The sequence below is a fragment of the Amycolatopsis sp. La24 genome, assembly GCF_029087445.1.
Classification (GTDB): Bacteria; Actinomycetota; Actinomycetes; order Mycobacteriales; family Pseudonocardiaceae; genus Amycolatopsis; species Amycolatopsis nivea.
In genome coordinates, this window is sequence record NZ_JARACH010000016.1 from 78,927 (window position 1) to 104,536 (window position 25,610).

The following is a 25,610-nucleotide window of genomic DNA, read 5'->3' on the forward strand; positions in this document are numbered from 1 at the left end:
GCGGCCCTGGGACTCTGTGGTTTCCGTCGCGGGCCCGGCGCCCGCGAAGTCGTCCCCGGCCGTATCCCGGCCGAACTCCACTCCCGCGATCGGCGGGATTTGCTGCTATGGAAGGGAAAGCGATGCGGAAAATCTTGCTGACGATGATGGGCGCGGCCGCCCTCTTGTTCGGAGTGGCCGCACCGGCGGTCGCGGCGCAGCCGGCCATCATCGGAGGCAGCGACGCCACCGAAACCTACTCGTTCATGGTGTCCCTGGACAACGGCTGCGGCGGAAGCCTCGTCGCGCCCCAGTGGATCATCACCGCGCACCACTGCGGCCAGGCCTCGCAGGCGCGGATCGGTTCCACCGACATCAACTCCGGCGAAGTCGGCCAGATCGACAACGTGATCACCAATCCGGGCACCGATCTGACGATGATGCACCTGAGCCAGCCCGCCCAGTCCGCACCGGTCGCGATGGCGCAGAGCAACCCGTCGCCGGGCACGGGCGCGCGGCTGCTCGGCTGGGGCTGCACGAGCTGGCCCAACTGCCAGACGCCGCAAACCCTGCAGCAGATCGACCTTCAGGTCCTCGACAGCAGCGCCTGCGCCGAAGGCGGCGGCGGTTCGGGCGACGTCTGCATCTCCGGCGACTACTCGCATTCGGCCTGCCACGGCGATTCGGGCGGCCCGGCGATCGTCGGCACCACCGGGAACTGGACGCTGGTAGGCGAAACCCACGGCCCCGGCGACAACGGCGGCGAATGCGCCACCAGCACCCTCTACACCGGCATCGCCCAGTACATGTCGTGGATCCAGCAGCAGATCGGAAGCTGACCCCTGTCCAGTAAACCCTTGTGCGGAGAGGAAAAACCATGACCCTGCACCGCTTTGGCCAGCTGGCCGCCGGCGCGGCCGCCGCCTTGGTGCTGCCGCTGACCGGAGCCGGCACGGCGTCGGCCGCGCCGCTGGACGCGGTCGAACTGTACTACGACGCCAGCGGTCTGCCCGACTATCAGGCCGAGGCCACCCAGGCCGCGGCGAACTGGAACAACTCCGTGCACAACGTGCACCTCAACAGCGGCGGCGCCGCGACCATCATCATGCACGAAACCACCGGCGGCGGTTCCTACACCCAGACCGACGGGCACGGCAACGGCGACATCTACATCGACACCCAGCAGGTCGCCGAGGGCAACGACCCGACCAGGATCATCGCCCACGAAATCGGCCACAACCTCGGCCTGCCCGACCACTACGAGGGCCCCTGCTCGGAACTGATGTCCGGCCACGGCCCGGGGATCACGTGCAAGAACGCGATGCCCGACGCCCAGGAGTCGGCCCAGGTGGGCGCGAACTTCGCGAACGGCTTCGCGACGGTTCGGTTGCCGGACAAGCACATTTACCGCTGACCCGGCGAGTGTTCGCTCAGGCGACGAGCACGGACCACCTGCACGACCGAGTCCGCTTGCCAGATAAGCACATTTACCGCTGACACACCGATGCTCGCCGGAAGCACCTCGGCTTCCGGCGAGCATCGGCACACCTCAGCCGCGCGCCACCTCGACGTCGTCGAGAATCCCCAGCGCGTCCGGCACCAGAACCGCGACGGAGTGATACGCACTGACCAAATAGGACGACACCGCGCGGTCGTTGATGCCCATGAACCGCACATTCAACCCCGGCCGGTATTCGTCGGCGAGGTTTTTCGGCCGCAATCCGATGACGCCCGCGTCGTCTTCCCCGGTGCGCATCGCGAGCACCGACGTGGTGCCTGCTTCGGTGACCGGGATTTTGTCGCACGGCAGGATCGGGACCCCGCGCCACGCGGTGACGCGTTTCCCGTCCACCACGACCGGCTCCGGGTAAATGCCCGCCCTCGTGCATTCGCGCCCGATCGCCGCGATCGCCCGCGGATGTGCGAGGAACAAACGCGTTTTACGGCGCCGGCAGAGCAGTTCGTCCAGATCGCCCGGCGTCGGCGGACCGGTGCGCGTGGTGATCCGGGATTTGAGATCGGCATTGTGCAACAGGCCGAAATCCGGGTTGTTGACCAGTTCGTGTTCCTGCCGTTCGCGCAGCGCCTCGACGGTGAGCCGCAATTGCTGCTCGAACTGGTTCATCGGGTCGTTGTACAGATCGGTGACGCGGTTGTGCACCCGCAGGACCGTCTGCGCCACCGCGAGGTCGTACTCGCGCGGCGAGGGCTCGTAGTCGACGTACGTCCCGGCCAGAACCGGTTCGCCGTCGTGCCCCGCGGACAGGTCGATGTTCGCCTCGCCCTTGCGGTTCTGCGGTTTCCGCGGCTGGGACACGGCCTGCGCGACGTGCGCGCGCAGGGAGTCGAGCCTGCCGTTGAGCCGGGCGTACGAGCCGGCGGGCAGCGCCAGCGCGACCACCCTCGTGGCGGCGCGGGCGGTGAACCCCCAGGTGGCGTCGTCCCCGGAGAGGAGTTCGCCGCCGAAGTGGTCGCCGTCGGTCGCGGTGCCGAGATGGGTTTCCGCGCCGTACTGCCCCTCGCCGTGCCGGGTGACCTTGCCGTGCACGACGAGGACGAGCTGGTCCAGCGGCTGCCCGGCGGTGACGAGTGTGCTGCCCGCCTCGTACTCGCGCTGTTCGAACGCGTCGGCCAGCGCCCCGAGGGCGGTTTCGTCGGCGAAGCCGCGCAGCAGCTCGATCTCGGTGAGCTCGAGCGGGACGACCTGCACCTGCGCGCCGGTCTGGAAGAAACTCACCTTGCCGTCGCCGACGGTGTAGGTGAGCCGCCGGTTGACCCGGTAGCTGCCGCCGGGCACCTCGACCCACGGCAGCTGCGACAGCAGCCACCGCGTGGTGATCGAGCGCATCTGCGGCAGCGACTTGGTGGTCGTGGCGAGGGTGCGGGCCGCCTTGACGCCGAGGGAGAGCTGCTCCTGTCGGTCCGTTTGTTCCGTGACGGGCACCGCGCTCAGCCCTCCCGGCCGATTTCGGCGGCTTCCAGCACGGCGAGCGCGTCGGGCACGAGGACGGCGGCGGAATAGTAGGCCGAGACCAGGTAGGACAGGATGGCCTGCTCGTTGATGCCCATGAACCGCACGTTGAGGCCCGGCTGGTATTCGTCGGGCAGCCCGGTCTGGTGCAGCCCGACGACGCCCTGGGACTGTTCGCCGGTCCGCATCAGCAGCACCGAGCTGGTGCGGGTCTCGGTGACCGGGATCTTGTTGCACGGCAGGATCGGCACGCCGCGCCACGCGGGCACCTGGTGGCCGCCGAGGTCGACCGAACCGGGGTAGATCCCGGCCTTGCTGCATTCCCGCCCGAACGCGGCGATCGTCTTCGGGTGCGCGAGGAAGAACCCCGGGTCCTTCCACACCAGCGACAGCAGCTCGTCGAAATCGTCCGGCGTCGGCGGGCCGGTGCGGGTGGGCACGCGCTGGTCGAAGTCGGCGTTGTTCAGCAGGCCGAAATCGGGGTTGTTGACGAGTTCGTGCTCCTGCCGCTCCCGCAGCGCCTCGACGGTCAGCCGCAACTGCTGCTCGGTCTGGTTCATCGGTTCGCTGTAGAGGTCGGCGACCCGGCTGTGGACCCGCAGCACGGTCTGCCCCACGCTCAGCTCGTACTCGCGCGGGGAGGTGTCGTAGTCGACGAACGTCCCCGGCAGCTGCGGTTCGCCGTCGTGGCCCGCGGCGAGGGCGATCTCGGCCTCGCCGTGTTCGTTGCGGGCCGTGCCGCCGCCCGCGACGAAGGCGTCGAGGTGCGCGCGCAGCGGATCCGAGCGGTTCAACACGCCTTCGAATTCCTGACGCGACAACGTCAGCACGGTCGCGGCGGTGACCGCCTTGGCGGTGTACTCCCAGATCCCGTCCGAGGTGGTGAGCACGTTCTCGCCGAAGTAGTCGCCGTCCACGAGCGTGCCGAGCACGGTCTGGTCGCCGTAGGCGCCGACGCCCGCCTTCGTGATCTTGCCGTGCGCGACGAGGAACACCTGGTCGGCGCGGCTGCCGAATTCGGCCAGCACGTCGCCCGGCTGGTATTCGCGCTGCTCGAACCGGCCGGCGAGCTCGGCCAGCGCCTCCTCGTCCTCGAATCCGCGCAGCGGCGCGAGCTCCCCGAGCTCCGGCGGGATGACCCGGACCTCGGAGCCGCTGGTCACGAACGTGACCCGGCCGTCGCCGACGGTGTAGGACAGCCGCCGGTTGACGCGGTACGTGCCCGCGGACACCTCGACCCACGGCAGCACCTTCAGCAGCCACCGCGTGCTGATGCCCTGCATCTGCGGCACGGACTTCGTCGTCGTGGCCAGCTGCCGCGCCGCCGCGCGGCCTAGGCTCAAGGGTTCCTGGTCCTCCACGTCCGCGGAGTCGACCGGGTCGGTGACAGTCACAGCGAAACCACCTTGTCTGGGTTGCGAAGCCTGGGATCAGGGGTGCGGGTCAGGATCGGTAGCGAGGGTTCGTGGCGTGCCATTCGAAGCCGCCGCCCATCCAGTCGCGGACGCCGGCGAGGAAGCGCTGCAGTTCCGGCGACGGGATCGAGAGCAGGGCGCGGTGCCCCTCCTCGAACTCGCGCACCATCCGGTTGTGCAGCGCGACCGTGGTCTCGACCGCCTCGGAGACCGAGCAGCCCCGGTCGGCGGCGATCTGCAGCACCATGTTGCAGACCGGGTTCTCGTCGGCCGCGTCCTTCGCCACCGAATGGAGGTCGTTGACCAGGACCGTCGCGGTGCCCGCGCGCATCATCGCCTCCCGCACGCGCGGGTCGTAGTAGAACGGCGCGGGCAGCTCGTACCCGCCGACCGCGTCGACGAGCGTCATCGACGTGTAGAAGCTGTCGTGCTGGCGGGCCGCCAGGTACTCCCAGGCCGGCGGATAGCGGCCGGTGTGGCGCCACGCGGCGTAGGCGTCCCAGCTGACGAACATCGCGAAGGTCGAGTAGCAGACCCGCTGGACCAGCACCGGCGAACCGTGCCTGCCGAGATGGTCGACCGCGGAGCGGAACCCGACCCGGATCGGATCGGCCCGCAGCGCCTCCTCCAGCGGCTCGGAGAACTCGCCCGCGGGCGCGACCGGGTCCATCGCGGCCATGACGAGCGCCAGCCGCGGCGGGAGCTCGGTCGGCGAGGCGCCGAGGGAGCTGTCGTCGGCGTAGTAGTCGTCCGCCGCCCACCACACCGCGTTGAGCTGCGCGGCGATCAGCAGCCGGTCGGGGTCGGAGGTGTCCGGGTGGGCGAGCATCACCAGCCTGCCGAACGTGGCCTGCGCGATCTGGTCCAGCCCCTCGCCCTCGAACCCGCAGTCCTCCGCCCACGCGACGAGCCGCCGGTCCACCTCCTCGGCGAGCGGCTCGTCGACGCGGCGCACGACCGGGCAGTACAGCGGCGACGCGCTGCCGTCGCCCCATTCCCGCTCCGCGTAGGCCGGATCGGTCCCGCGCGACGGCGCGAACTGGGCCGCGATCCGCGCCGCCGAGGTCCCCAGCCCGGCCGGGCCAGCCAGCGCGGGGTGGGGCCGGACCGCTGCGATTCCGGACATGTCGGCCCGCTCAGACGCGGTCGGCGGCGATGAGCAGGTAGTGGAAGCTGCCCTCGCGGTAGGCGGTCAGGAACGGCCCCTCGATGCCGGTCGCGACGGACGACTGCTCGCGCAGCTCCCAGTACGGGATGGTCGCCTCGGTCAGGTCCACGACGTTGATCGGGACGAACCCGTTGGCGGCGAGCGCTTTGAAATAGTCGCCGCGCGCGTGGATATTGCAGATGTAATGCTGGTCGATCTGGCTCACCGCGCGCGAACGCCCGCCGGTCAGGTCGTTGTAGCACCCGGTGATGGTCACGAATCGCCCGCCGGGCGCGAGCTGGCGCGCGTGTTCGGCGAACAGCTCGTGCAGATCGACGTACATCGTGCTTTCGTTGTTCCAGATCCCGGCGAAATCGCCGCTTTCGAATCCGGTGTCGAGCATGTTCCGGAGATGGAATCGCACCGAATCGTCGATTTCCCGCAGCCGGGCCTGTTCATTGGCGAAATCGACCTGCTGCTCGGAAATGGAGATGCCGTCCACCCGGCAGCCGAACCTCTGGTGCGCCTGCACGCTCGTGCCGCCGCGGCCGCAGCCGGCGTCGAGCAGCCGGGCGGTGGGATCGATGTCTCCCAGGTGCTGCAACAAAAACTGCGACTGCGCGGTCTCCAGCCGGTGCATCTCGGCGATGATCGCCTTGTCCCGTTTTTCCCCGCGTCCGTCCAGGACGGACGGATCGTAGTCGCCGATGCCGTAGTGGTGGTGGTAAAGCCCGTCGACGTCGCCGAGGCGCAGGTTGACCGGATCCTTTTCGGCGTTCCAGTAGTCGGCGACCGACTGCTGATACGCGGTGCGGGCAACCGGACGGGCAACAGACGTCATCATGTACTCCCTTTTGGACCGCAATTTCCGGCCGTCACGCGGCGAACTGTGCCGGCGCGCTTCGTCTCGGCGCGAGGCGCTCGGCTTTTCTCCCTCTGCGTTCGAGGCTAGCGAGGATTCTTTTCCCCGGACAAGACGATTCGCGGGAATTCACTCGCGGGCTGGCGGGAGCCGTCCGGCGTGCCTCTTCTGGCCTAGGAAACCGCTCCTGCGGGGTGTTCGCGCGCCGGTCGCCGGGCCTCGTTCGATGCCGCCGCGGACACGGGCGGATGACGGAAGGCGACAGCCTGTGGACGATGCCGGCAGACGGGTGACGCCCGATGGGCCTAAGCGGTTCCGGGCCGCGGAACTCCGGGGGCGGGCCGGTCGCGCACGGCCCGGCCGGGTCGGACGCGGGACGCTGTACCGGCGCTGCGACAGCGTCGCCGCGGTGGCGGTCGCGTTGCTGGACGAGCACGAGCGGCGACAGCGGGAATCGATGCTGTCCGGACCGTCGCGGCTCGGACCGGGTGCCGCGTCGAGGGAGCGGCTGGTGCCGTTTTACGACGCGATGATCGATTTGCTGGAGCGGCACTTGCCGCTGGCGCTGGGTGCGGAGACCGGGGTGTCCGGGTTCTGGCGGGTTTTCGTGGCGGCGCAGGTGCGCGAGGCCAGGTCGAAGGACGAGGCGCCGCCGGACGTGCTGCTGGCTCCGCTGGCGCCCGATCTGTACCGGAATCAACGGCATGAGCACGGAATGTCGGTAGCGGTGGTGAAGAAGGCGGTGCGTCGGCTGGCTTGTGCGCTGCCGGAGGAGGACGTGGCACGGACCGCGAACCCCGCCTTGCCGGCCGGGCCGTTTCGGTCTGAGCGGGCCGAAACCGGCGGAAGCGGAGTAAATTCGCCGGATGAACGGTGGCTCCCCGATGCGGATCAGCTGGATCGCCCTCGCCGTGGTCAGCGCGGGAATCCTCGCGTTCGGGATCGTGGTCGCCATCGCGCCGCCCGCCGGGGACGCGCTGCTCTACCGCACCGACGCGCTCGCCACCGCCGGGCTCGGGTTGTTCGGCGGGCTGATCGCGGTGTTCCCGTTCCGTGCCGGAGAACGGTGGGCTTGGTTCGCCTTGTGGTTCTACCCGGTGTTCTGGCTGGCGCATCTGGTGTTCCGGCTGCCGCCTGGGACAGACCACGTGCACCAGGTGGTCTTCGTGGTGCTGTCGCTGGCGGGCTTGCTCCTGCCGGTGCGGTCGTTCTTCCGGGCTCCGGCCGAGGGGCAGCACGCGCGCCGGTAATCCGCGATCGGCGTACGGCGGCGGGTCCGCCGTGTCATCATTCCCGCGTGTCCACGAGAAAGCCTGCTGCGGCAAGGGATTCCGGCCCGGGAAAAGCTGCGGCGAGCGGTCGGGTCGTCGCTCTGCGTGCCGGGTGGTGCTGGCTCGCGGTGGTGGTGCTCGGCGCGGGCGCGGCAGTGGGGTTCGTCAGCTCGAGTTCGGTGGCGGCCGCGGCGGGCTTGCTTTTCGGGGTCCTGCTCGCCGCGCTCGCGACGTCGGCGGTGTTCATGTTTTCCGGACGCGGCTGGTTCCTCGTCGGCGGTTTCCTGCTGACCGGGTTCTACCTAGTGTCCGTAGGGGTGACGGCGGTCGGTTACGTCGCGGTGCACGGCGATCGGTACCGCGCGATCGCGGTGTCCTCCGAATGCCATCGCGTCAAGGGCGGCACCGCCTGCACCGCGCGGGTCGACCGGCCGGACGGCACGCTGCTGGTCGATGACCTGTCGGTGAAGGCGCGGATGAAGACCGGCGAGAAGGTCGACGTCGTCGAGGACCGGGCGGGCATCGTCGCGCCGCATCGGGCGGACGTGCTGGACCCGGACGCGTTGCCGGTCGACCTGGCGCTGCTGGCGGCGTCGGCGGCGCTGCTGGCCGGATTGTTCGGCTGGAGCGCGTGGCTCGGGGTCCGGCGGCCGCTGAAAAGCTGACCCTGCGGGGTCCTGGTCGAGAGCGAGGCGGCGACCGGGTGCCGGCGGCGCATTTGGCGGCTCGGCGGCCGAGCTACGGGAGTTCTGCGCTCCCGGCGGCCCGCGCACTTGGCGCCCTCGTCGTGGCCCTGGCTCGGCGAGCTGCCGATGACGCCCCACGGCTAGGTGGACCGTGCGGCGTCGCCGGAACCGCGGGAAGCCGGGCGGGCATTCGCTGCCGGCGACCCGGGCGGTCGCGTTCCCGGGGAAGCGGTTGCCGGTGCGCACCGTGTTCGAGGTGCCGACGGTGGCGCTGCTGGCGGCTGAGCTGCATCAGGCGGTGGCGGAGCAGGTGGCGGCGTGTCCGACGCGGATGTTCGGCGTGCTGGGCTGAGCGCCCTCAGGGATCCATGGCGATGAGGACCGGCTGATGCTCTCGATTTCCTCGAAGAGAAGTCTCGCGCCGCACCCCCTCGTCCGTGCTGTGTGCGAGCGGTTCGCACATTTCGACGGCCGCGTCGCGATCGCGGGAGTTGTGGCCGCCAACCGGAGACCGCGGCCACCTGGGTGCTCGCGCCGATCCGGAAGAAGCTCGGGGGTCCCCGTCTCGGTGCTGGAGGTGTTTGCCGCCGGCACAGTCGCCGAACTGGTCGTGGTCGTCGAGCCGGCCTGAATTCCGTCGCTCCCCGGGGGAGGTGCAGTCATGGAGAGGGAATCGAGACGGGCATGCGTTGCTTCGCCAGCAGGGAATGCCTGCCGATGCGGAAGAAATCACCGTGCACGCTGGTTCCCTTTCGCTGCGGAAATTGTGGTGCGCGGGCTGACGACGAACGAAATCGCGGCTGAGTTGTTCTTCAGCCCGCGGCGCGGGACGCGCAGGTGGCCCGGGTGCAGAACAAACTCGACCTGGCCAGCCGTGCCGGCATTCTACTCGTCACGGACCTGGGGGTCCGGGCCGTGGAACAAGCGGCGCTGCTCGGATGTGCGCCGCTGCAGCGTCAGCCCGGACAATCGGCGAAAACGCGCGCGGAAGGGTTTTTCGCGGCTGCGAAGAATCGGTGCGGAAGGAACCCCGCGGCGAAATACGTCATTCTGGTCTTGGCCGGGACTCTGCTGCCTGGGCACACTTCGCGGCATTATCTGCGGGTCCTCCTCGACGACGGCACCTGCGACCGGCAAGCGGGCTTGTCCTGCCTCGAAGCCATCGCGCAGTGCGCGGCTGCGGAGAATGCGCCGCCGGGGCTGCTGGACGAGATCTGCCGGTCGTACGCGCTCGCGATGAAAGGCGAGTCGGTCGCACCGGCCGGGTTCGCGGCGGAGCAGACCTGGCGGGCGAGCCGGGGCACGCTGTTTTCCGTTGTCCCGGAGGTGCTTTCGCTGTTGCGGGCGATCGGCTGCCGCATCCATCTGTTGTCGGGCAACCACGATTTCCCGGTCCAGGAGGCGGCGATCGACCTAGGCTTGCCCGGGGCACGGTGCCGTCGCGGAGGCAGCCGGCGGCCGGTTCACCGGACGCCTGCTGTCCGCTCCTGGTGCGGCTGGCGGAAAACTCGCCTGCGTGCGCTGCCTCGCCGAAGCGGCCGGATTCGCCGCGGAGCTTCGGCGGCTCGCTGCTGTGCTGCGTGAGGGGAACCCTGACGGACTCTGATTCCGTCACGGTTCCCCTCGCGCACTTCTCGGTCCGGAACGGAAATCCCCGGGCGCGTCAAGGCCCTGTTCCGTGGTCTGGAACATTGCTCTCCGTCCACGTTTGGTCGCTCGCTGGCTACTGAGTGCTGGTATTGTCGTCCGGCGGAGGAGCGGCGGTCGCCGGAAACGGGATCGGCCGGTTCTCCCGCGGCCGGCACGGACGGCGCCACCCTCGCCGTCGTGGCCGGTCCGGTCGATCGTCGCTTCGGAACTGGTGCCGCCCGCCGACCGCGGGGGCGCCAGGGTCGCGGGCGACGGCGGCGCTGCCCGGAGTCCGCCGACGCGCTCCGGCGTAAACGCGGGACTGCCGTGAACATTCTCGGCTCTGGGCGATTGTTCGCCGGGGTTTCCGCGCGATCTTTCGCCCTGATTGTCCGACGGACGAAAAGCGGTGGGAAGCGATTGTCACGGCGGGCGACCACGAGGGCGCGGGAACCCGGGACGGCGACGCAGCGTGACCGGCTGCGACCGGTTCCGGGGACGGACCTGTCGCACGACGAGGCGGGCGGGCCGTCCCGCTGCGCCACTGGGGCGATCTCTTTCAGTGAACGGGTGCGACCGGTTGTGCCGGACGCGGCACTGGGCAAGCATGAAGGCGCGAGAGCAGGACTGTCTCGGGAAAGACGCGGGTAGCGAACGAATCGGGCGGCGGCGAGGCGCGGCGCCGCCCGGGAACGGCGGAGGCGCGAGGCCCGCGCGGGGCGGCGGTCGCGCGGCCTCGCCGGTGCGCGGGGAGGAGACTCCGCGCGGGTGCACGAGAGGGATTTCGCGGATGCGGTGGAGGTTTCGGTCGTGACTATGAGCGACGGCAACGGGCGGTGGGCTTGCACGAGCGTGGCGCCGCGCAGGCCGATTCCCCGGGCGCTTTCGATCCTGGGCGCTATCCGGGATTCGGGAGGGATCGAAACGCTGAGCGAGATTTCGCGGTCGACGCGGCTGCCGAAAAGCACGGTGCACCGGCTTCTCGCCGAGATGCAGGGATACGGAATGGTCGTGCGGGCGGGATACCATTACCGGCACGGGGAAGCGGTGTGCCGCCTCGCCAGGCCCGGTTCGACGCAGGAACTGCAACGGCTGCGCAGAGGCATCCTCCCGTCCCTGATCGACATCCACTGGCGCACCGGCTATCTGGTCGGACTCGGCGTGGCCAGCGGAAATGTCGTCGACTTCGTGCATTTGATCTACAGCAGCGGATATTGCTCGCTGGCCGAGCGCATCGAAAACGATTCGCAGCTCGCCGGAAGCGCGGCGGGACGCGTGCTGATGGCGTTCGACCCGGGTCTCGCCGGGCGGTTCGCGGTCTTCGCCGGCTACCGCGGCGAGGACGAGAACGGCGGCGGTCTCCCGGCGTGGCTGAGCGCGGAACTGCGCGAGATCAGGCAGCGAGAGGTGTCGTTCAACCCGCGCGTTCCCGGCGCGCTGCTCGCCGCGGCGGTCCCGGTGTTCAACGTGACCGGGACGGCGGTGGCCGCGCTGAGCGTCGCGGCGCCGCGTCGGGTGTTCAATTCGCGGGAAGCGCATTCGTCGCTGCAGGCGACCCGGATGACCGCGCAGCGCATCCTCCGCGAAACGGTGGCGGCTGATTGGCGGAGCGCGAAATCCAGCCGTCCGGTGGAATAGCCCGGGCGCCGGACGCGTCCGGAAGGCGGAACGTTTCCCGGGGAACGGCGCAATTTCGCTCCGGTGCCGCTGAGCCGGGACCGTTCTGCCTTGCCCGCTGCCGCAGGAAGCGGAACAGCCGGGCAATCCCGCTGAGCCACGCGGAGGGTTCCGGACCGCGGCCGAATTGCTGGCCGCGCGGTCCGGCGAAGCCGGGCTGCTCGCGCCGGGCGCGCACTCGCTTTCGCTCTCGCCGCCGCGGTTTCGCGCGGAGCCGGAACCGAAGCGGTCCACGCGTGGCACGACGGGCGCGCTGGCCGGGAAAGCGGGCTGCGGGAAAACAGGTGGCCGCGCGGTCTCGCAAACATCCGGTCGTGCCGGTCCGCATGCAGGTCGTCCGGGTGCGCTCGGCGGCGCGAGCGCTGTCCGGGATTTCCGCCGGGGCGCAGCTGATCGTCGCCGGGGCCCGGGCGAGCGGTCCGCTGGCGGGCGGTCGGTACCGGCTGCTCGAGCACGCGGCCAGCACGGACGCCGGCCATCCCCGTGGGAGGCGCTTTCGCCCCCAGGGAAAGGATTTCGGGCCTTGCCGGAGCACTCGCGGGCAGGCCACGGCAGGCCCGGCGGCGGGAAAGGCCGGCGGAGGTGTCCGGGAAACAGCCTGACCGCGCGGTGCTCGTCGGGGTCGACGAGTCGGAGGCCTCGCTGGCGGCGGTGCGCTGGGCGGGAAGGCCCGGCGCGACCGGGTCGACGAGCAGCGGCGGTTCGGCCTGCTGTGCCGAGCGAGCCCGGCCGCGCTGCCCGGCCTCTCCCGGCAGGCCGGGCTGTCCGACGGGCAGTTCGGCGCGGCGCTGAAGGGAACCGCGACTGCGAACACCCGCTGCGTGCTTGTCAGGCGGGCAATCCTGCTGCCCCTGCCGCTCCCCGGAGAAGGCGGTGTTCCGTCCGCGTTTCCCGCGGATTCCGTTCTGCTGCGGCGAAGAATGAACCGCATTCGCCGATCGACCCGTCGCGGCCGGTCCGGCGGCGCGAATCCGATCCCTGACAAAGACCATTCTGCCCGGGAATTTGACAGTTCCGGCGCGACCGAACGGAGGTTGTGCCTTTTCCCGGCGAGCCCATGCTGGAGTCAGGCGGGAACGAGCGGTTCGTGCCGTTCTCGCGGCGGCGGCCGGGAAAAGGCCGCCGGTGATGTCGAGCCCATGCCGGCAGGCCGCCTGGTCGGTGCGTGGATGCCGCTCGTCGTGTCCCGCGCCCTCCGTCCGGCTCTCCCGGCGAGGCGGGAGCGAAGGAGGACGGATGAGACTTGACGGGAAGGCAGGCGTCGCGCTGGCGGCCGTCGCGCTGGCGGCGGCGTCGCTGGCCGGTTCGGCGTCGATGGCCGGCGAGCGGGCCGCGGCGGCACCCCCGCCGGCGTGCTCGCCGGACACGACGGTGACCACCGACGACGGTCCGGTGTGCGGGATCGCCGGACCGGATGTCCGGTCGTGGGAAGGGATCCGGTTCGGCGCGCCGCCGGTCGGCGATCTGCGCTGGGCCCCGCCGCAGCGTCCGGCGAAATGGACCGAGCCGTTCCCCGCGACCGCGCCCGGCAACGCGTGCCCGCAGCTGGCCGGGCTTGGCCCCGGATCGGAGACCGAGGACTGCCTGAACCTGAACGTCCGCGTGCCCGCCAACCCCGGGCACGAGAAGCTCCCGGTCATGGTGCAATTCCACGGCGGCGGATTCCTGATCCTGCAGGCACAGGACGCGAGCCGGCTCGTGACCGAGGGCCGCGTGATCAGCGTCGAGGTCAACTACCGGCTCGGGATTTTCGGGTTCCTCGCGCACGCGGCGTACGGCGAGCACGCGGGCGATTACGGGTTGCAGGACCAGCAGGCCGCGCTGCGCTGGGTGCAGCGCAACATCGCGAAGTTCGGCGGAGACCCGCACAACGTCACGATCTACGGGGCGTCCGCGGGCGGTTCGAGCGTCTGCGACCACACCGTTTCGCCCACTGCGGCGGGGTTGTTCCAGCGCGGCATCGCCCAGAACGGCGAGTACAACTCGTTGCTGGGCAAGGACATCCAGTGGCAGGCGCAGGACTGCAAGGCCGATCTTCCCGACGAGGAGGAGGCCCAGCAGGCGGGCGCGCGGTTCGCCAAAGCGCTGGGGTGCGAGTCGAATGCCGGGGAGTGCTTGCGCAAGGTGCCCGTGGCGACCTTGCTGAAGCAGGCGGGCAACGGGATGAAACCGGACAGCGGCCCGATCGCGCCGATCGTGAACGGGACCACGCTGCCGATGTCGCCGGGCGAGGCGTTCGCCAAGGGCCGGGTCAACAAGGTCGCGCTGATGCACGGAGTGGCCCGCGACGAGGTCCAGCTGCCGTCCGCTTCCACTCCGGAGGACTACCGGAAAATGGTGGCGCAGCAGTACGGCGAGCACGCGAAGGAGGTCAGCGAAAGCTATCCGCTGAAGCGATTCCCCAACCCGGCGCCGTTCCTCGCCTTCCGGACCATCGTGGCCGACTCCAATTCGGTCTGCCCCGCGCTGCTGAACGACGAGCGGCTGTCCCGGCATATTCCGGTGTATGCCTACGAAATGGACGACACCGACGTCCCGCCCGCGTTCTTCCTCGATCCCACCAAACCGAACGGCGCGTACCACGTCTCCGAGGGGATGCTGCTGACGCCGCCGCCGGGAGTTCAGCTCAACCCCAACCAGAAGGTGCTCTCCGACCAGCTGGTGGCGCAGTGGACCGGCTTCGCGCGCACCGGAAACCCCACCGTGGACGGCACTCCGCAGTGGGATCCCTTCACCGAACGCAACCCGGTCGTCATGTCCCTCAACGCGGCGGGGGACAGCCAGCTCACCACTGAGATCCCGCGCCAGCACCGGTGCGACGGCCTGTGGAACCCGTTGGCTCCGTTCGCGCAGCGTCGGTGAGGTGCCGTGCCGGCAGGGTTTCCTCCTGCCGGCACCGGTTTCAGGGCCGTCCGCCTTCGAGGTGGATGGTTTCGCCGGTGAGGAATTCGGCCTGCAGCATCCACAGCACCGTGTCGGTCACGTCGGCGACGGTGCCGGTGCGCCCGACGAGGGTTCGTTTCGCGGCGTTGGCGAGGACGTCCGGTTTTCCGTCCCAGACGCCGGAGTCGATGATCCCCGGCGACAATGCGTTGACCCGGACCGGCGCGAGTTCGGCGGCAAGGTGTCGCGCGGCGAAGGCGGCCGCCCCGTTGGTCACGCCGGTCACGACGCTTCCGCGCGCCGGACGCCAGCCGACCTGCCCGGAGAACAGGAGCAGCGACCGTCGGATCGTGAAGTGTTTCGCGAGCAGCAAGGGGCCGATGACCTTGGCCGCGAAGGCGTCGACGGTCTTGTCCCGGTCGAGTTCGCGGACCGGCACCGCGTGGGGCGCCGCCGCGGTGTTGACGACGTGATCGACTGGCCCGAGTTCGTCCGCCGCGGCCGCGATGGTCGCCTCGTCGCGCAGGTCGATGTGCAGTCCGCCGGGCCGATGGGACGCGACGTGCACCTTCGCGCCCTCGGCGCTCGCGGCGTCGGCGATCGCCGTGCCCAGGTGCCGTCCGCCCAGCACCAGCACTGTCTGTCCGGCCAGCCGGTTGTTCATGGTCCTTCTCCGTTCCGTCGGTTCGCCGTGGCCGAAGTAGGCTATGGAAAAGTGACCAGGTACTTCAACGTAACCGGAACCGGAGGAATAGCCGTGCGTTACAACGTCATGTCCGCCCGCTGCCCGTCCCGGGTGGTGCTGCACCGGATCGGGGCGCGGTGGACGGTCTTCGTGGTCAACGCGCTGGAGGACGGGCCGATGCGCTTCACCGCGCTGGTCGACCGGATCCAGGGCGTCACCCCGAAGGTGCTCACCGAAACGCTGCGCGCGATGGAGGAGGACGGCCTGCTCGTCCGCGTCGAGTACGCGGAACAGCCGCCGCGCGTGGAGTACGGGCTCACCGACCTCGGCCAGTCCCTGCTGGTGCCGCTGCGCGCGGTCCGCGAATGGGCCGAAAGCCACGTCCCCGAAATCCTCGAAGCCCGCGAACGCGCCCAGGCCGCACGGCAGAGCTGAGTTTCTTCCGGGGGTCTGTCGGAGAAAATCCCGTCACCCGCTGGCTTCCGGCACGCATAGCCTCCGAGAACTGCCCGGTCGTGGACCGTGCTGGCGAATCGGGAAAGGCTGCGGATCGTGACGTTGCGGGAAAAGGTCGAGAGCCGGCTCGCCGGAGAACTCGCGCCGGGGGAGCGCGTGCTGGACGCACTGGTCGCGTTCCGCACCGGCGGCGTGCGCAAGACGATGGTCGCCGGCGCGGCGGGCATCGCGGGCCTCGCCGGCGCGGCCGGGATGGCGCTCGCCGCGCGTCGCGGGCAGACCGAAGCCCCTCAGGTGCCGATCTCGACCCCGGGCCGGTTCGTCTTCTCGCTCACCTCGCACGGCGTCGCGCTGTTCACCGTCGGCGGCATCGTCCGGGCCGCCCCGGGCAAGCCGCTGCGGTCGTGGACGCTCGACCAGCTCGCCTGGGTCTCGGAACCCGAACTGAACTCCGGCGTGGCACAGGCGCTCCGGGGCCGGATCGGCGTCGCGGGCGAAGGCGTCCTCGGCTACGAATTCGCCCGGCTCCAGGTCGACGCGGGACGGTCCATGATCAAACGATTGGCCCGCGCGCTGCAGGAACTCGAATCCTGACCGTTCACCGTTCCTTGAGCCGGGCGAGCTCGTCCGGCACCGGTCCAAGATGGACGATCCCCAGCCGCCCGCGCGGAGCTTCGAGGATCCGGGCCGGATCGACGATCAGCACCGAATCGAACTCCAGCACCGTCGTCGTGCCGCTTCCCCGCAACGACACCAGCCGCCCCGGCGACCACCACCACGCCCGCGTACCCGTCGCGGACGATCCGGTCCTGCTCGGCCTGCAACGTCGTGACGATGTCGCCGATCCGCCCGGTCCGGTCCGCCGTGAGCGCCGCCATCACCGCTGCCTCCCTGACAGGCCCCGGCGTCCGCCGCGCCGGGATCGAGCAGTTTGTCGTCCAGCGCGGGGACCACCCGCCCCCGGGGCGTGATCCGCCGGGGCCTCCGGATCTGCGCTGCAGAACCCCCTCGCGCACCGCGTCGAGCCGGCCGCAGAGGCTGGTCACGTACTCCTGTTCGAGGACAAGCTCCCGCTCGACGCGGTTTTCCTCCGGCACCCCAGAACTCCCCGCTGTCGGGTGATCGATGGCATCGGGGGTGCGCGGCGATCGGGGGAAAGAACAGTCTTGTCTTTGCGGGCGGCGTCAGCCGAGCCGGCCGGGGGAGCGCTTGCCGCGGCATCAGACCCTTGCCGCACAAGGAGTTCCGGCCTTCGTCCGGCCGCCGGAGATTCGTGCCGTGGTTGCTCGGGTTGCGTCGCTGTCCGGTTTTGTCGGTGGGGCCGGGTAGCGTTCCGGTTCGTGGACGTTCGGGAACGTATTCAGGAGCTGGCCGATCAGGTCGTAGTGCTGCGCGACGCGTACTACCGGGGTTCGCCGGTGGTGGCGGACGCGGAGTACGACGCGATCGAGGACGAGCTGCGCGGGTTGATCGAGGCGAGCCCCGAGCTGGCCCCGGACCCGAATCCGCTGGACCAGGTGGGCGGGCCCGCGGTGCTGCACGCGCCGATCCGGCATTCGCGGCCGATGCTGTCGCTGGAGAAGGCGACGAAGCCGGAGCAGGTCGAGGCGTTCTTCGACCGGTTCCCCGGCCAGCCGGTGGTCGTGATGCCCAAACTGGACGGCCTGTCGCTGGCCCTGGTGTACGAGGACGGCCGGCTGGCCCGAGCGGTCACCCGCGGCGACGGGACCACCGGCGACGACGTCACCATGCTGGTGCGCGCGCTGACCGACGGCGTTCCGCACCAGGTCAGCGCCCCGGGCCGGGTCGAGGTGCGCGGCGAGGCGGTGATGCTGCGCTCGACGTTCGCCGCCTACAACACCGCGCACCCGGACAAACCGCTGATCAACCCGCGCAACGCCGCGGCGGGCACGCTGCGCGCGAAGGACCCGGCCGCGGTCGCCGAGCGCCGGCTGCGCTTCTTCGCCTTCGACCTGGACACCGAACCCGGCAGCTCGGAAACCGACCTGGGCAGCGGCCTGCTGGCGCTCGGGTTCACCGCGGCGGACATGCGCCGCTGCGCCGACGCGGCCTCCGCACAGGCCGTGATCACCACGATCGAGCAGCAGCGCAACGACCTGGACTACGACATCGACGGCGCCGTCCTGCGGCTCGCCGACCGGGCCGCGTACGCCGCCGCGGGCACCCGGTCGAGCTCGCCGCGCGGGGCGCTGGCGTACAAGTTCGCAGCCGAGGAGAAGACCACAGTGCTGTCCGATGTGGTCTGGGACGTCGGCAAAACCGGCAAGATCGCCCCGGTCGCGTGGCTGGAGCCGGTCTTCGTGGGCGGGACCACGGTCACCCGCGCGACGCTGGCCAACCAGGAGGTCATCCGCGCCCGCGGCATCAAGATCGGCGACACCGTCCTGGTGCGCCGGGCGGGCGACGTGATCCCGTTCGTCGGCGGCGTGCTCGACGAGTCGAAACGCACCGGAGCCGAGCGGGAGATCGTGCCCCCGTCGACGTGCCCGTCGTGCGAACAGCCGCTCACCGAGCAGGGCAACAGCCGGGAACTGTTCTGCACCAACGTTTCCTGCCCCGCGCAGACCGTGCGGCGGCTGATCCACTGGGCGTCCCGCGCGGCCGCCGACATCGACGCGATCGGCGGCGTGTGGATCGAACGGCTGGCCGAGGCCGGGATCCTGGAACACCCGTCGGACTTCTACCGGCTCACCAAGGAACGTCTCCTGGAATTCGACCGCATCGGCGAGGTCTCGGCGACGCGGATGATCGAGTCGATCGACGCCAGCCGCCGGGTCGGGCTGCGCCGGGCGCTGATCGGGCTCGCGATCCCGATGGCGTCGGAAGGCACCGCCGCCCGGCTGTGCCGCGCCGGATTCGCCTCCCTGGAAGCGGTGATCGAGGCGGGCGTCGACGGTCTCGTCGAGGTCGAGGACATCGGACCGAAGGTCGCCGCCTCCCTGGTGGAACACCTCACCCGGCTGCGCCCCGAGCTGGAACGCCTGCGAGAACGCGGAGTCTCCCTGGACGTCCTGGAAGAAGACCTCCCGCCCGCCGTCGTTGCGGGCGCGCCGCTGGAAGGCAAGACCGTGGTGGTCACCGGCGCGATCAGCGACCCGCGATCCGGGGAGAAAGTGCCCCGCCCCACCTTCCAGCGCCTGTGCGAGACGGCAGGCGCGACCACCGCGTCGTCAGTGTCGGCGAGCACCGACCTGCTGATCACCGGAGCCGACGTCGGCGCGAGCAAGCTGACGAAGGCCGAGAAACTGGGCGTCGAGGTCGTTGACCAGGGGGTGATCTGGGAGCAGCTGATCGCGGCCGGAGTGGTCTGAGCCCGCTGTTTTCCCGGACGGGCGACCGCCGCCCGGGAAAACCGGCGGGGAGAGGTCGCCGGATCGTGGCGGCGGCTCGCGCTGGCGCACGCCGGAATGGCTGAAAACTCTTTGCCTGGCAACGTGTTCGTCGGATTCCGTCGTGCCGCGCGTTCGCGGCCTCGGATGGCTAGTTGATCGTCGGCTGTGCCATCGACGCGTTGTTCGTCCGGCTGTGCGAGGTGCTCCGGCGTCCGGAATGGGCGGCCGCCCCGCGATTTCGGCGGCCGAACTCCAGGCGTCGTGCGCATTCGGCAGTGCGCTCGCTGCGCGGCCCGGCAACAGCCGGGTCAGCGCGAGCGTGCGGCGAGAGGCTCGCGCGAGTGGTGGGGCTCCGAGGCAGCGAACCCCAGGGCCCGCGCGAACCGTCGACACCCGGCGAAGCGACCAGCCGCGGGCACCCGCTGGCGTCCAGAGTCCGATCCCGCCGGGACTGTTCTGGCAACGCTTCGAGAAAGCCGGGGCTCACTCTGTCCTTTCCAGACCGAAGTACGGCTCCGCCGCCTCCAGCCGCGGCACCGTGACCCCGAGCCGCCGGGCGTCGGCCAGGACGTCGCGGCAGATCTCGCGCGGCTCGCGGGCGTCGGGATCGGAGTGCGCCTCGAAATTCAGCCGCGCCGGGGGAAAGTGGGCCAGCATCCACCCGAGCACGGGGACCGTCAGCCAGGTCGGTGCCCGGAACAGCAGCAACGCGCCCCGATGCCGCCGCACGTCGATGCCCCGGGCTTCGAGAAGCGGCACAAGCTCGCGTCCGGCCAGCAACGCCTCGCGCAGATCGTCCCGTGACCCGGCCAGCGAACTCAACGAGCCGACTCGCACGCCCTGCGAGTGCAGACCCGCGTCCGAGACGAAGTGCACCCAGAGCCAGCCGCGAAAGTCAGGTCGCTCGCGGATCCGGAACCCAGCGTCGCGAAACACCTCCCGCACCACCCGTTCGCGTTCGGTCGGAGGCTCGCCGAGCGTCCCGAACACGGCGAGCGGCAACAGCATCCCGCGCAGCACCCCGTCCTCGCCGAAACCGCCGCCGCCCTGCGGAAACCCCCACACGACCTGCTCGATCGGAAGATCGCCGATCGCGGCCAGCGGCTCGGACCAGACGTTCCCGAAAACCAGCACCGTCGCCTTCCCGACCCGCGGCGCCAGAAAGGCCGCCGCCTCCGCGAGCCGATAGTGCTGGACGCTCACCACAATCAGATCGAACTCATGACCCGGCTCCAGTTCCTCGCGATACCGCACCGGCCATGTCCGGACACCCCGCCGCCTCCGCGCCCGCAAGTCCCGAACATCGAGGCTGATCGACTCCCCGTACTCCGCCGCGCGACCCGGACGGACATAGAACTCGACTTCGTGCCCCGCCTGTTCCAAGACCCAGCCGTACATCGTCGCGATCACGCCGCGTCCGAACATCAAGATCTTCACAGCCGCACCTCACGGGAACCCTGAAACTGGAGACAATCTCCACTTTGCCAAGATATGGAGACTGTCTCCGGTTGTCAACGAGCGCCCGCGACGCCTTCCCGGCAAGGCCCGCGAATTCACGCATAATCCCGCCTCGCAGGCTGCGGCCCAGTACGATTCCGCCCAGCATCGACCATCTCTGGGGGACCATCATGAAACGCATCGCCGTCAGCCTCGCCGTGTCCGCGGTCGCCGTGCTCGGGGGAGCGGGAGCCGCGAGCGCGGCCGACTACCCGACGTCCGACTTCGGCGACCACATCAGCGGCGGGGCCGCCGGGGGAACGCTGACCTGGTACAACCGCTCAGTCGGCGTCAGCGGCTACGTCCGCGACGACGCCGGGTCCGCGAGCACCACGGTGACCTTCGAGTTCCGTCAGGCGGGCACGCTGCTGGACGTCCAGACGCGGTCCGCGCTGAACGACTACCGGAAGTTCGGCTGGACCGAACCCGGGCCGTCCGGCGGGTTCAGCAAGGTGGACATCTACCTCGGCCACGGCACCAGCAGGATCCTCATCGCCTCGGTGCCGCGCAAGGTCTGAGCCGCACCGCCGGAAGGCTGCCCCGGATCCGGGCGGACGGCAGATCAGCGCGGATCCGGGCAGGCAGGCGACGTGACGGGAGTGCTCCGATCGCGGGGGAATCTGCTCCAGCCGTTCCCGCCCGGCGGCGGCTGCGCACGACGCGGTCCTGCCGGTCAGCTGGCTTCAAGGCGCGATCGTTCCGGCAGCCAAGCTCGCATCATCTCGGCATACCGCGGCGATGCGGCCAGCAGTTCGTCGTGTCGGCCCAGCACCGTTTCCTGTCCGTCCATCAGCAGCACTCGGTGCGCCCGGACTGCCGACGACAGCCGGTGCGCGATCACGATCAGGGTGCCTCCCCGGGCGGCGAAGGCGCGTTCCGCGTGGACCTCCGCTGCCGGGTCCAAAGTGGACGTTGCCTCGTCCAGCACGACGACTCCGGCGGGCGCGGCATAGGCCCTCGCCAGTCCGAGGAGTTGGGCCTCCCCAGCGGAAATGCCCTCCGCGCCGGGGCCGAGTTCGGCGTCCAGGCCGCCTAGGCGGGCCAGCAGCGGGGCGGCGCCGACGGCTTCCGCGGCTGCGATCAGGCGGCGGTCGGAGGCTTCGGGGTGGAACAGGGACAGGTTTTCGCGCAGGGTTCCGGCGAAAAGGTAGGCCTGCTGCGGGACCAGCACGAGATGCCGAGGGCGGTCGGCCAGTTCGCTGGCGCGCACGCCGCCCAGCCGGACTTCGCCGTGCTGCGGGGTCAGCAGTCCGGTGAGCAGCGCGGCGAGGGTCGATTTCCCGATGCCGCTCGGGCCGACGACCGCCAGGTGTTCGCCGGGGCGCAGGTCGAGGTTCAGGCCGCGGACGACCGGTTCCGGCGCCGCGCCCCAGCGGAACGTCAGGTCGCGCACGGCGAGCCCGAGCCCGGCGGGGCTTTCGGTCGCCGGGCGGCTTTCGGGCGGGGCGGTGGTTTCGGCGAGCCGGCGCAGTGCGACGAGCAACCGGAGGACGACCGTCGACGCGGTGGCGGCGAGTCCGCGCAGCGCGGGTTGCAAGGTCGTGGCGAGGTAGACGAGCGCCCCGAGCGCGGCCCCCGCGGTCAGCTCGCCGCGGGCGACCATCGCCGGTGCGAGGGCGAGCGCTAGCACCAGCGGGACGAACCCGCCGAGCGCCACGATCACCGACCGGAGCGCTGCTGACCTGGCGACCCGCACCGCAGCCGCGGCTTGCCGGTCCACCGCGTCGTCGGCCGTCAGCGCGGCGACCGGTTCGGCTCCGCAAGCGACGACGTCGCGCATCCCGGCAAAGATCGAGCCCGTGGCGGCTGCCGTGCCTTCGTCCGCCAGAGTGAGCGCGCGTTGCCGCCGGGCGAGCGAGGGCAGCAGCGCGGCGAACCCGGCCAGCGCGAGCACCACCGGCACCACGACCGGCAACGCCAGCGACCCCGCGACGGTCACCAGCCCGGCCACCGCCGCCGCCGTGGTGACGAGCATGCCGCGGGCCTGGACGAGAAGCCCGCCGGTAGCGTCGCGCACAACCTCGACATGCTGGGTGATCCGCGCGACGCCGCGCGCGTCCGGCCCGCTCCGCGGCGGCGCGGGATCGTGCAGCACCCCGCGCACGACGGCAGTCACCAGCGCGTCCCGCAACGGCTCGACGACCTTGCCCAGCTGCCGCCACACCAGCCGCGACCCGAACGCGCCCCCGAGCGCGGCCAGCCCGAACACGCCGAGCCACCCGAGGCCGACCCCGGGTTTGCCTGCCGCGAACCCGCTGTTGACGGCCAGTTCGACGAGCCGCCCGGAGAAGAACGCGGGCAGTCCTTCGAGGACAGAGCAGGCCAGGAGAACCAGCCCGCCGCGCCATTGCCCGGCGAGGGCGCTCCAGTAGAGGCGGCCGACGCTCATGGCCGCTCCGTGCGGGCGGTGCGGTTGCGCACGGGGGTTGGCTGGGCGGTGGTGCGGGTGCGCGGTGGTGCGGGGGTTGGTTGCGGGGTGTGGTGTGGCGTGGGCGTGGTGTGGTTGCGTGCGTGGGTTGGTTGCGCGGCGAGGTGGGTGCGCGGTGGCGCGGGGGTTGGTTGTGGAGTGTGGTGCGGCAGCGCCGACGTGGTGCGGTGGCGTGCGTGAGTGGGTTGCGCTGTGAGACCGGTGCGCCGTCGCGCGGGGTTCGTTTTGGGTGCGTGATGCGACGGCGCGGTGTGGTTGCGAACGTGGCTTGGCTGCGCGGGGTTCGTTTCTGAAGTGCGGTGCAGCAGCGTGGACGCGGTCAGTGTTGCGGGCGCGGATGATCCTGGGGGAGCGGTGTGCTGCGGTCCGCCGTTCGCGGTCGCGCCGTGCGCATGTTGTGTCGGCTGCGCCTCGAGGCGACGGCACGAACCCGCCTCGGCGCGCGGTCCGGCGAGAGCTTTCCGCCACCGCATCCCGCTCACGTCTCCTCCGTGAACACCGCGCGGTACCCCGGCATCTGCCACAACCGCGCGTGCGGCCCAACCGCCCGGACTTGCCCAGCCGCCAGCCATACCACCACATCTGCCCGTGCGGCCATCGCGGCCCGGTGTGTCACGACTACCCTCGTCCGGCGGCCCAGGTCAGCTGTCACGGCGCGTTCGGTGATCGTGTCCAGGCTGGCGGTGGCGTCGTCGAGCAGGAGCACCCGCGGGTTCCGCGCGAGCGCCCGCGCGAGGCCTACCCGGGCGCTTTCCCCGCCGGACAGCGGAGTTTCGGCTAGCGGAGTGTCGTAACCGCGCGGCAAGCGCACGAGGATGTCGTGAATGCGGGCAGTCCGGCAAGCCGCATCGACCGCCGGGACGCTCGCCCACGAGCCATAAGCGACAGCATCGGCGACAGTGGCGCCGAGCAGCGCGGGTTCGGCGGCGGCGTACCCGACGACGGCCCGGAGCTCCTCTGGACGCAGTACGGCGAGGTCGCGGCCGTCTAGCAGCACTTGTCCGGCGTCGGGGCGGCGAAGACCGGCGAGCAGAGAGACCACAGTGGACTTTCCCGAGCCGGAACTTCCTACTATCGCGGCGAAACAACCACCAGGGATGGTGAGGTCGACGTCGGCGAGTGCGCCGTGCACGGTGGCACCGCGGAGTTCCAGGGTGCCGTTTCCGGGCAGCAGTCCGAGAGCGCCGCGCGGCGGGGGCTCGGTGTCGAGGACTTCGGTGATCCGGAGCGCGGCCGAGCGGATCCGGGAAAGGGTGGTGAGCAACGGGATCTGCGTGACCAGGCCCAGGCCGAGCGCGACGTAGCCCAGGGCGGCGAGGACGTCTCCGGCGCTCAGGCGTCCGTCCAGGACACCGAAACCGGCGGCGGCGAGGGTGACGATTTCCACCGTGGGGAGCAGGAGACCGGCTCGCCACACCATCCGCGCCTGGGTGCGCCACATGCCTTGGCCGGCGAGGTTCAGCCGCGGCAGCGGACGCAGCACCCGGGCGGCTTCGGCGTCGGCGGTGCCGGACGCGGCGATCGTCCGCAGGCCGGCGACGGCGTCGAGCAGCCGGGCGGACAGTTCGCCGGAAACCCGTTGGTAGGCAAGAACATCCTTCGCCGTTCCGCGCAGGTGCGATCGCGCCAGCAGCAAGGCGAAGGGCAGGCTGCCCAGGAAGACCAGCGCGAGCCGCCAGTCCAAAAGGGCGAGCAGGACTATCGCACCGGAGGACATGAGCCCGGTCGCGGCCAGTTGCACCACGACCGCGGCGATGCCTCCGGCGGCGGCGCAATCGCCGCTTACCCGGCTGACCGCGTCGCCCGGGGCGAACGGCGAGCCGGTGCCTAAGGCGAGGACGCGGTCGGTTATCCGGCGGCGCAGCCAGGCGCTTGCGTTGCTGGTCAGGCGGGCGGGAAGGACCACGATGACGGCGTCCGCGGCGATCTCCGCGGCACCTACGGCGAGCAGCCACACCACCGCGCCGGTGCTGCTTCGGCCGCTGAGCACCGCGTCGGTGGCGGCGGCGAGGGCGCCGGGCAGCAGCAGTCCGGCGCCGGCGGAGATCAGCGACGCCACGATCAGCGCGGCGAGCCGGGGACGGTCCAGGCGGGCGACCGAGGTCAGGAGGCGATCGGCGGCTCCGGCCATGTCGCTCCCTTCGCGTGGTGGTCGGCGAGTTGAGATCGGCGGGCGCCGGCAGCGAGCGTGGCGTCGGCGGAAGGCGAGGGCTGGACGACAACCGAACGCACCGGAAGCCTCGCCGCGCCCGTCGACCCTCGGCGGTTGCCTGGCTGCGCTCGTCGTTTTCCGGCGGCTGCCTCGCCGCGCCCGTCGATTCCGGGCAGTTGCCTCGTCGCGACCGTCGGTTCCCGGTAGTTGCCTCGCCGCGCCCGTCGACCCTCGGCAGTTGCCTGGCCGCGCCCGTCGATCCCCGACAGCTGCCTCGCCGCGACCGCGACGAACAGTCAGTGCAGAATGAACGGGGCGGGAACGGCGCACTTGTCCTGCGCCGTTCCCGCCCTGCCCGCGCGGTCAGTAGCAGAGAAGCAGGCTGAGCGTGCTCTCGCCGCACCATGCGCTGTAGTGGCTGTGGCCGTGGTGGTCCAGTCCCTGGCCTTCGAGGGCTTCGGGGGCCTCCAACGCCTGCAGCTCCAGGACGTGTTCCATGGGTGTTCCCTTCTCTCGGGG

The 25,610-nt window shown here is 70.7% G+C and carries 22 protein-coding genes; 12 read left to right on the forward strand and 10 right to left on the reverse strand.

The genetic code is table 11. The annotated features are described in order from the left end of the window. The first annotated feature begins 122 nt into the window (after positions 1-122). On the forward strand, positions 123-818 hold the full coding sequence (locus PUT80_RS17465; RefSeq protein ID WP_238606941.1) for a serine protease: 696 nt from the start codon (positions 123-125) through the stop codon (positions 816-818). Positions 819-856: 38 nt separating this feature from the next. Next, the gene (locus tag PUT80_RS17470; protein ID WP_275292849.1) at positions 857-1,393 is read left to right on the forward strand and encodes a snapalysin family zinc-dependent metalloprotease; all 537 of its coding nucleotides are present in this window, start codon (positions 857-859) and stop codon (positions 1,391-1,393) included. A 135-nt stretch (positions 1,394-1,528) separates the two neighbouring features. Here PUT80_RS17470 and PUT80_RS17475 read toward each other — a convergent pair whose 3' ends face one another. Genes PUT80_RS17475 through PUT80_RS17490 form a run of 4 tightly spaced genes read right to left on the reverse strand, consistent with a single transcriptional unit; the run spans position 1,529 to position 6,353 of the window. After that, positions 1,529-2,923, reverse strand: coding sequence for a family 2B encapsulin nanocompartment shell protein (locus PUT80_RS17475; RefSeq protein WP_238606939.1), 1,395 nt, complete (start codon positions 2,921-2,923; stop codon positions 1,529-1,531). A gap of 5 nt (positions 2,924-2,928) precedes the next feature. Then, complete coding sequence (locus tag PUT80_RS17480) at positions 2,929-4,344, reverse strand: family 2B encapsulin nanocompartment shell protein (RefSeq protein WP_275292850.1); 1,416 nt, start codon at positions 4,342-4,344, stop codon at positions 2,929-2,931. A 49-nt stretch (positions 4,345-4,393) separates the two neighbouring features. Then, positions 4,394-5,491: a family 2 encapsulin nanocompartment cargo protein terpene cyclase gene (locus PUT80_RS17485; RefSeq protein ID WP_275292851.1), complete on the reverse strand. Its 1,098-nt coding sequence runs from the start codon at positions 5,489-5,491 to the stop codon at positions 4,394-4,396. Between the two features lie 10 nt (positions 5,492-5,501). Beyond that, entirely contained in the window at positions 5,502-6,353 is an 852-nt protein-coding gene (locus PUT80_RS17490) for a geranyl diphosphate 2-C-methyltransferase (protein ID WP_037813061.1), read from the reverse strand. 887 nt (positions 6,354-7,240) lie between these two features. Between PUT80_RS17490 and PUT80_RS17495 the strand changes: the two genes are divergently transcribed. The 6 genes from PUT80_RS17495 to PUT80_RS17520 all read left to right on the forward strand — a co-directional run bounded on the left by PUT80_RS17495 (position 7,241) and on the right by PUT80_RS17520 (position 14,499). Then, positions 7,241-7,624, forward strand: a complete 384-nt coding sequence (locus tag PUT80_RS17495; RefSeq protein ID WP_238606933.1) for a hypothetical protein — start codon at positions 7,241-7,243, stop codon at positions 7,622-7,624. 47 nt (positions 7,625-7,671) lie between these two features. Next, entirely contained in the window at positions 7,672-8,310 is a 639-nt protein-coding gene (locus tag PUT80_RS17500; RefSeq protein WP_275292852.1) for a hypothetical protein, read from the forward strand. A gap of 172 nt (positions 8,311-8,482) precedes the next feature. Beyond that, positions 8,483-8,683: a hypothetical protein gene (locus PUT80_RS17505; RefSeq protein WP_275292853.1), complete on the forward strand. Its 201-nt coding sequence runs from the start codon at positions 8,483-8,485 to the stop codon at positions 8,681-8,683. A 494-nt stretch (positions 8,684-9,177) separates the two neighbouring features. Continuing rightward, entirely contained in the window at positions 9,178-9,915 is a 738-nt protein-coding gene (locus tag PUT80_RS17510; protein WP_275292854.1) for a hypothetical protein, read from the forward strand. Positions 9,916-10,776: 861 nt separating this feature from the next. Beyond that, positions 10,777-11,598, forward strand: coding sequence for a helix-turn-helix domain-containing protein (locus PUT80_RS17515; protein ID WP_275292892.1), 822 nt, complete (start codon positions 10,777-10,779; stop codon positions 11,596-11,598). Between the two features lie 1,275 nt (positions 11,599-12,873). Further along, on the forward strand, positions 12,874-14,499 hold the full coding sequence (locus tag PUT80_RS17520) for a carboxylesterase family protein (RefSeq protein ID WP_275292855.1): 1,626 nt from the start codon (positions 12,874-12,876) through the stop codon (positions 14,497-14,499). A gap of 40 nt (positions 14,500-14,539) precedes the next feature. Here the strand turns inward: PUT80_RS17520 and PUT80_RS17525 are convergent, their stop codons facing one another. Further along, complete coding sequence (locus tag PUT80_RS17525; RefSeq protein WP_275292856.1) at positions 14,540-15,184, reverse strand: SDR family oxidoreductase; 645 nt, start codon at positions 15,182-15,184, stop codon at positions 14,540-14,542. A gap of 93 nt (positions 15,185-15,277) precedes the next feature. On the opposite strand from PUT80_RS17525, the gene PUT80_RS17530 reads away from it, so the two are divergent. Continuing rightward, the gene (locus tag PUT80_RS17530; RefSeq protein ID WP_343076889.1) at positions 15,278-15,640 is read left to right on the forward strand and encodes a helix-turn-helix domain-containing protein; all 363 of its coding nucleotides are present in this window, start codon (positions 15,278-15,280) and stop codon (positions 15,638-15,640) included. 117 nt (positions 15,641-15,757) lie between these two features. Further along, a complete protein-coding gene (locus tag PUT80_RS17535) occupies positions 15,758-16,255 on the forward strand; it encodes a hypothetical protein (protein WP_275292857.1) in 498 nt (165 codons plus the stop codon). Between the two features lie 4 nt (positions 16,256-16,259). Here the strand turns inward: PUT80_RS17535 and PUT80_RS17540 are convergent, their stop codons facing one another. Then, complete coding sequence (locus PUT80_RS17540; RefSeq protein ID WP_275292858.1) at positions 16,260-16,415, reverse strand: hypothetical protein; 156 nt, start codon at positions 16,413-16,415, stop codon at positions 16,260-16,262. A gap of 586 nt (positions 16,416-17,001) precedes the next feature. On the opposite strand from PUT80_RS17540, the gene ligA reads away from it, so the two are divergent. After that, positions 17,002-18,993: an NAD-dependent DNA ligase LigA gene (ligA, locus tag PUT80_RS17545; RefSeq protein WP_275292859.1), complete on the forward strand. Its 1,992-nt coding sequence runs from the start codon at positions 17,002-17,004 to the stop codon at positions 18,991-18,993. A 504-nt stretch (positions 18,994-19,497) separates the two neighbouring features. Here the strand turns inward: ligA and PUT80_RS17550 are convergent. Beyond that, positions 19,498-20,451 (reverse strand): 2-dehydropantoate 2-reductase N-terminal domain-containing protein, encoded by a 954-nt coding sequence (locus PUT80_RS17550; protein ID WP_275292860.1) that lies wholly within the window; start codon positions 20,449-20,451, stop codon positions 19,498-19,500. Positions 20,452-20,642: 191 nt separating this feature from the next. Here PUT80_RS17550 and PUT80_RS17555 point away from each other — a divergent pair, with 191 nt between their 5' ends. Beyond that, the gene (locus PUT80_RS17555; RefSeq protein ID WP_037813020.1) at positions 20,643-21,029 is read left to right on the forward strand and encodes a hypothetical protein; all 387 of its coding nucleotides are present in this window, start codon (positions 20,643-20,645) and stop codon (positions 21,027-21,029) included. A 155-nt stretch (positions 21,030-21,184) separates the two neighbouring features. Here PUT80_RS17555 and PUT80_RS17560 read toward each other — a convergent pair whose 3' ends face one another. The 3 genes from PUT80_RS17560 to PUT80_RS17570 all read right to left on the reverse strand — a co-directional run bounded on the left by PUT80_RS17560 (position 21,185) and on the right by PUT80_RS17570 (position 25,589). Then, positions 21,185-22,900 (reverse strand): ABC transporter ATP-binding protein, encoded by a 1,716-nt coding sequence (locus PUT80_RS17560; RefSeq protein WP_238606902.1) that lies wholly within the window; start codon positions 22,898-22,900, stop codon positions 21,185-21,187. Positions 22,901-23,417: 517 nt separating this feature from the next. Further along, on the reverse strand, positions 23,418-25,070 hold the full coding sequence (locus tag PUT80_RS17565; protein WP_275292861.1) for an ABC transporter ATP-binding protein: 1,653 nt from the start codon (positions 25,068-25,070) through the stop codon (positions 23,418-23,420). A gap of 384 nt (positions 25,071-25,454) precedes the next feature. Next, complete coding sequence (locus tag PUT80_RS17570) at positions 25,455-25,589, reverse strand: class III lanthipeptide (RefSeq protein ID WP_158691391.1); 135 nt, start codon at positions 25,587-25,589, stop codon at positions 25,455-25,457. Positions 25,590-25,610: the final 21 nt, after the last annotated feature.

What these genes read in the sequence shown, in the direction of transcription:
- PUT80_RS17465 (WP_238606941.1), top strand. Translation starts at nt 123, where the DNA reads ATGCGGAAAATCTTGCTGACGATGATGGGCGCGGCCGCCCTCTTGTTC.
- PUT80_RS17470 (WP_275292849.1), top strand. Translation starts at nt 857, where the DNA reads ATGACCCTGCACCGCTTTGGCCAGCTGGCCGCCGGCGCGGCCGCCGCC.
- PUT80_RS17485 (WP_275292851.1), bottom strand. Translation starts at nt 5,491, where the DNA reads ATGTCCGGAATCGCAGCGGTCCGGCCCCACCCCGCGCTGGCTGGCCCG.
- PUT80_RS17490 (WP_037813061.1), bottom strand. Translation starts at nt 6,353, where the DNA reads ATGACGTCTGTTGCCCGTCCGGTTGCCCGCACCGCGTATCAGCAGTCG.
- PUT80_RS17495 (WP_238606933.1), top strand. Translation starts at nt 7,241, where the DNA reads ATGAACGGTGGCTCCCCGATGCGGATCAGCTGGATCGCCCTCGCCGTG.
- PUT80_RS17515 (WP_275292892.1), top strand. Translation starts at nt 10,777, where the DNA reads ATGAGCGACGGCAACGGGCGGTGGGCTTGCACGAGCGTGGCGCCGCGC.
- PUT80_RS17520 (WP_275292855.1), top strand. Translation starts at nt 12,874, where the DNA reads ATGAGACTTGACGGGAAGGCAGGCGTCGCGCTGGCGGCCGTCGCGCTG.
- PUT80_RS17525 (WP_275292856.1), bottom strand. Translation starts at nt 15,184, where the DNA reads ATGAACAACCGGCTGGCCGGACAGACAGTGCTGGTGCTGGGCGGACGG.
- PUT80_RS17555 (WP_037813020.1), top strand. Translation starts at nt 20,643, where the DNA reads ATGAAACGCATCGCCGTCAGCCTCGCCGTGTCCGCGGTCGCCGTGCTC.
- PUT80_RS17560 (WP_238606902.1), bottom strand. Translation starts at nt 22,900, where the DNA reads ATGAGCGTCGGCCGCCTCTACTGGAGCGCCCTCGCCGGGCAATGGCGC.
- PUT80_RS17565 (WP_275292861.1), bottom strand. Translation starts at nt 25,070, where the DNA reads ATGGCCGGAGCCGCCGATCGCCTCCTGACCTCGGTCGCCCGCCTGGAC.
- PUT80_RS17570 (WP_158691391.1), bottom strand. Translation starts at nt 25,589, where the DNA reads ATGGAACACGTCCTGGAGCTGCAGGCGTTGGAGGCCCCCGAAGCCCTC.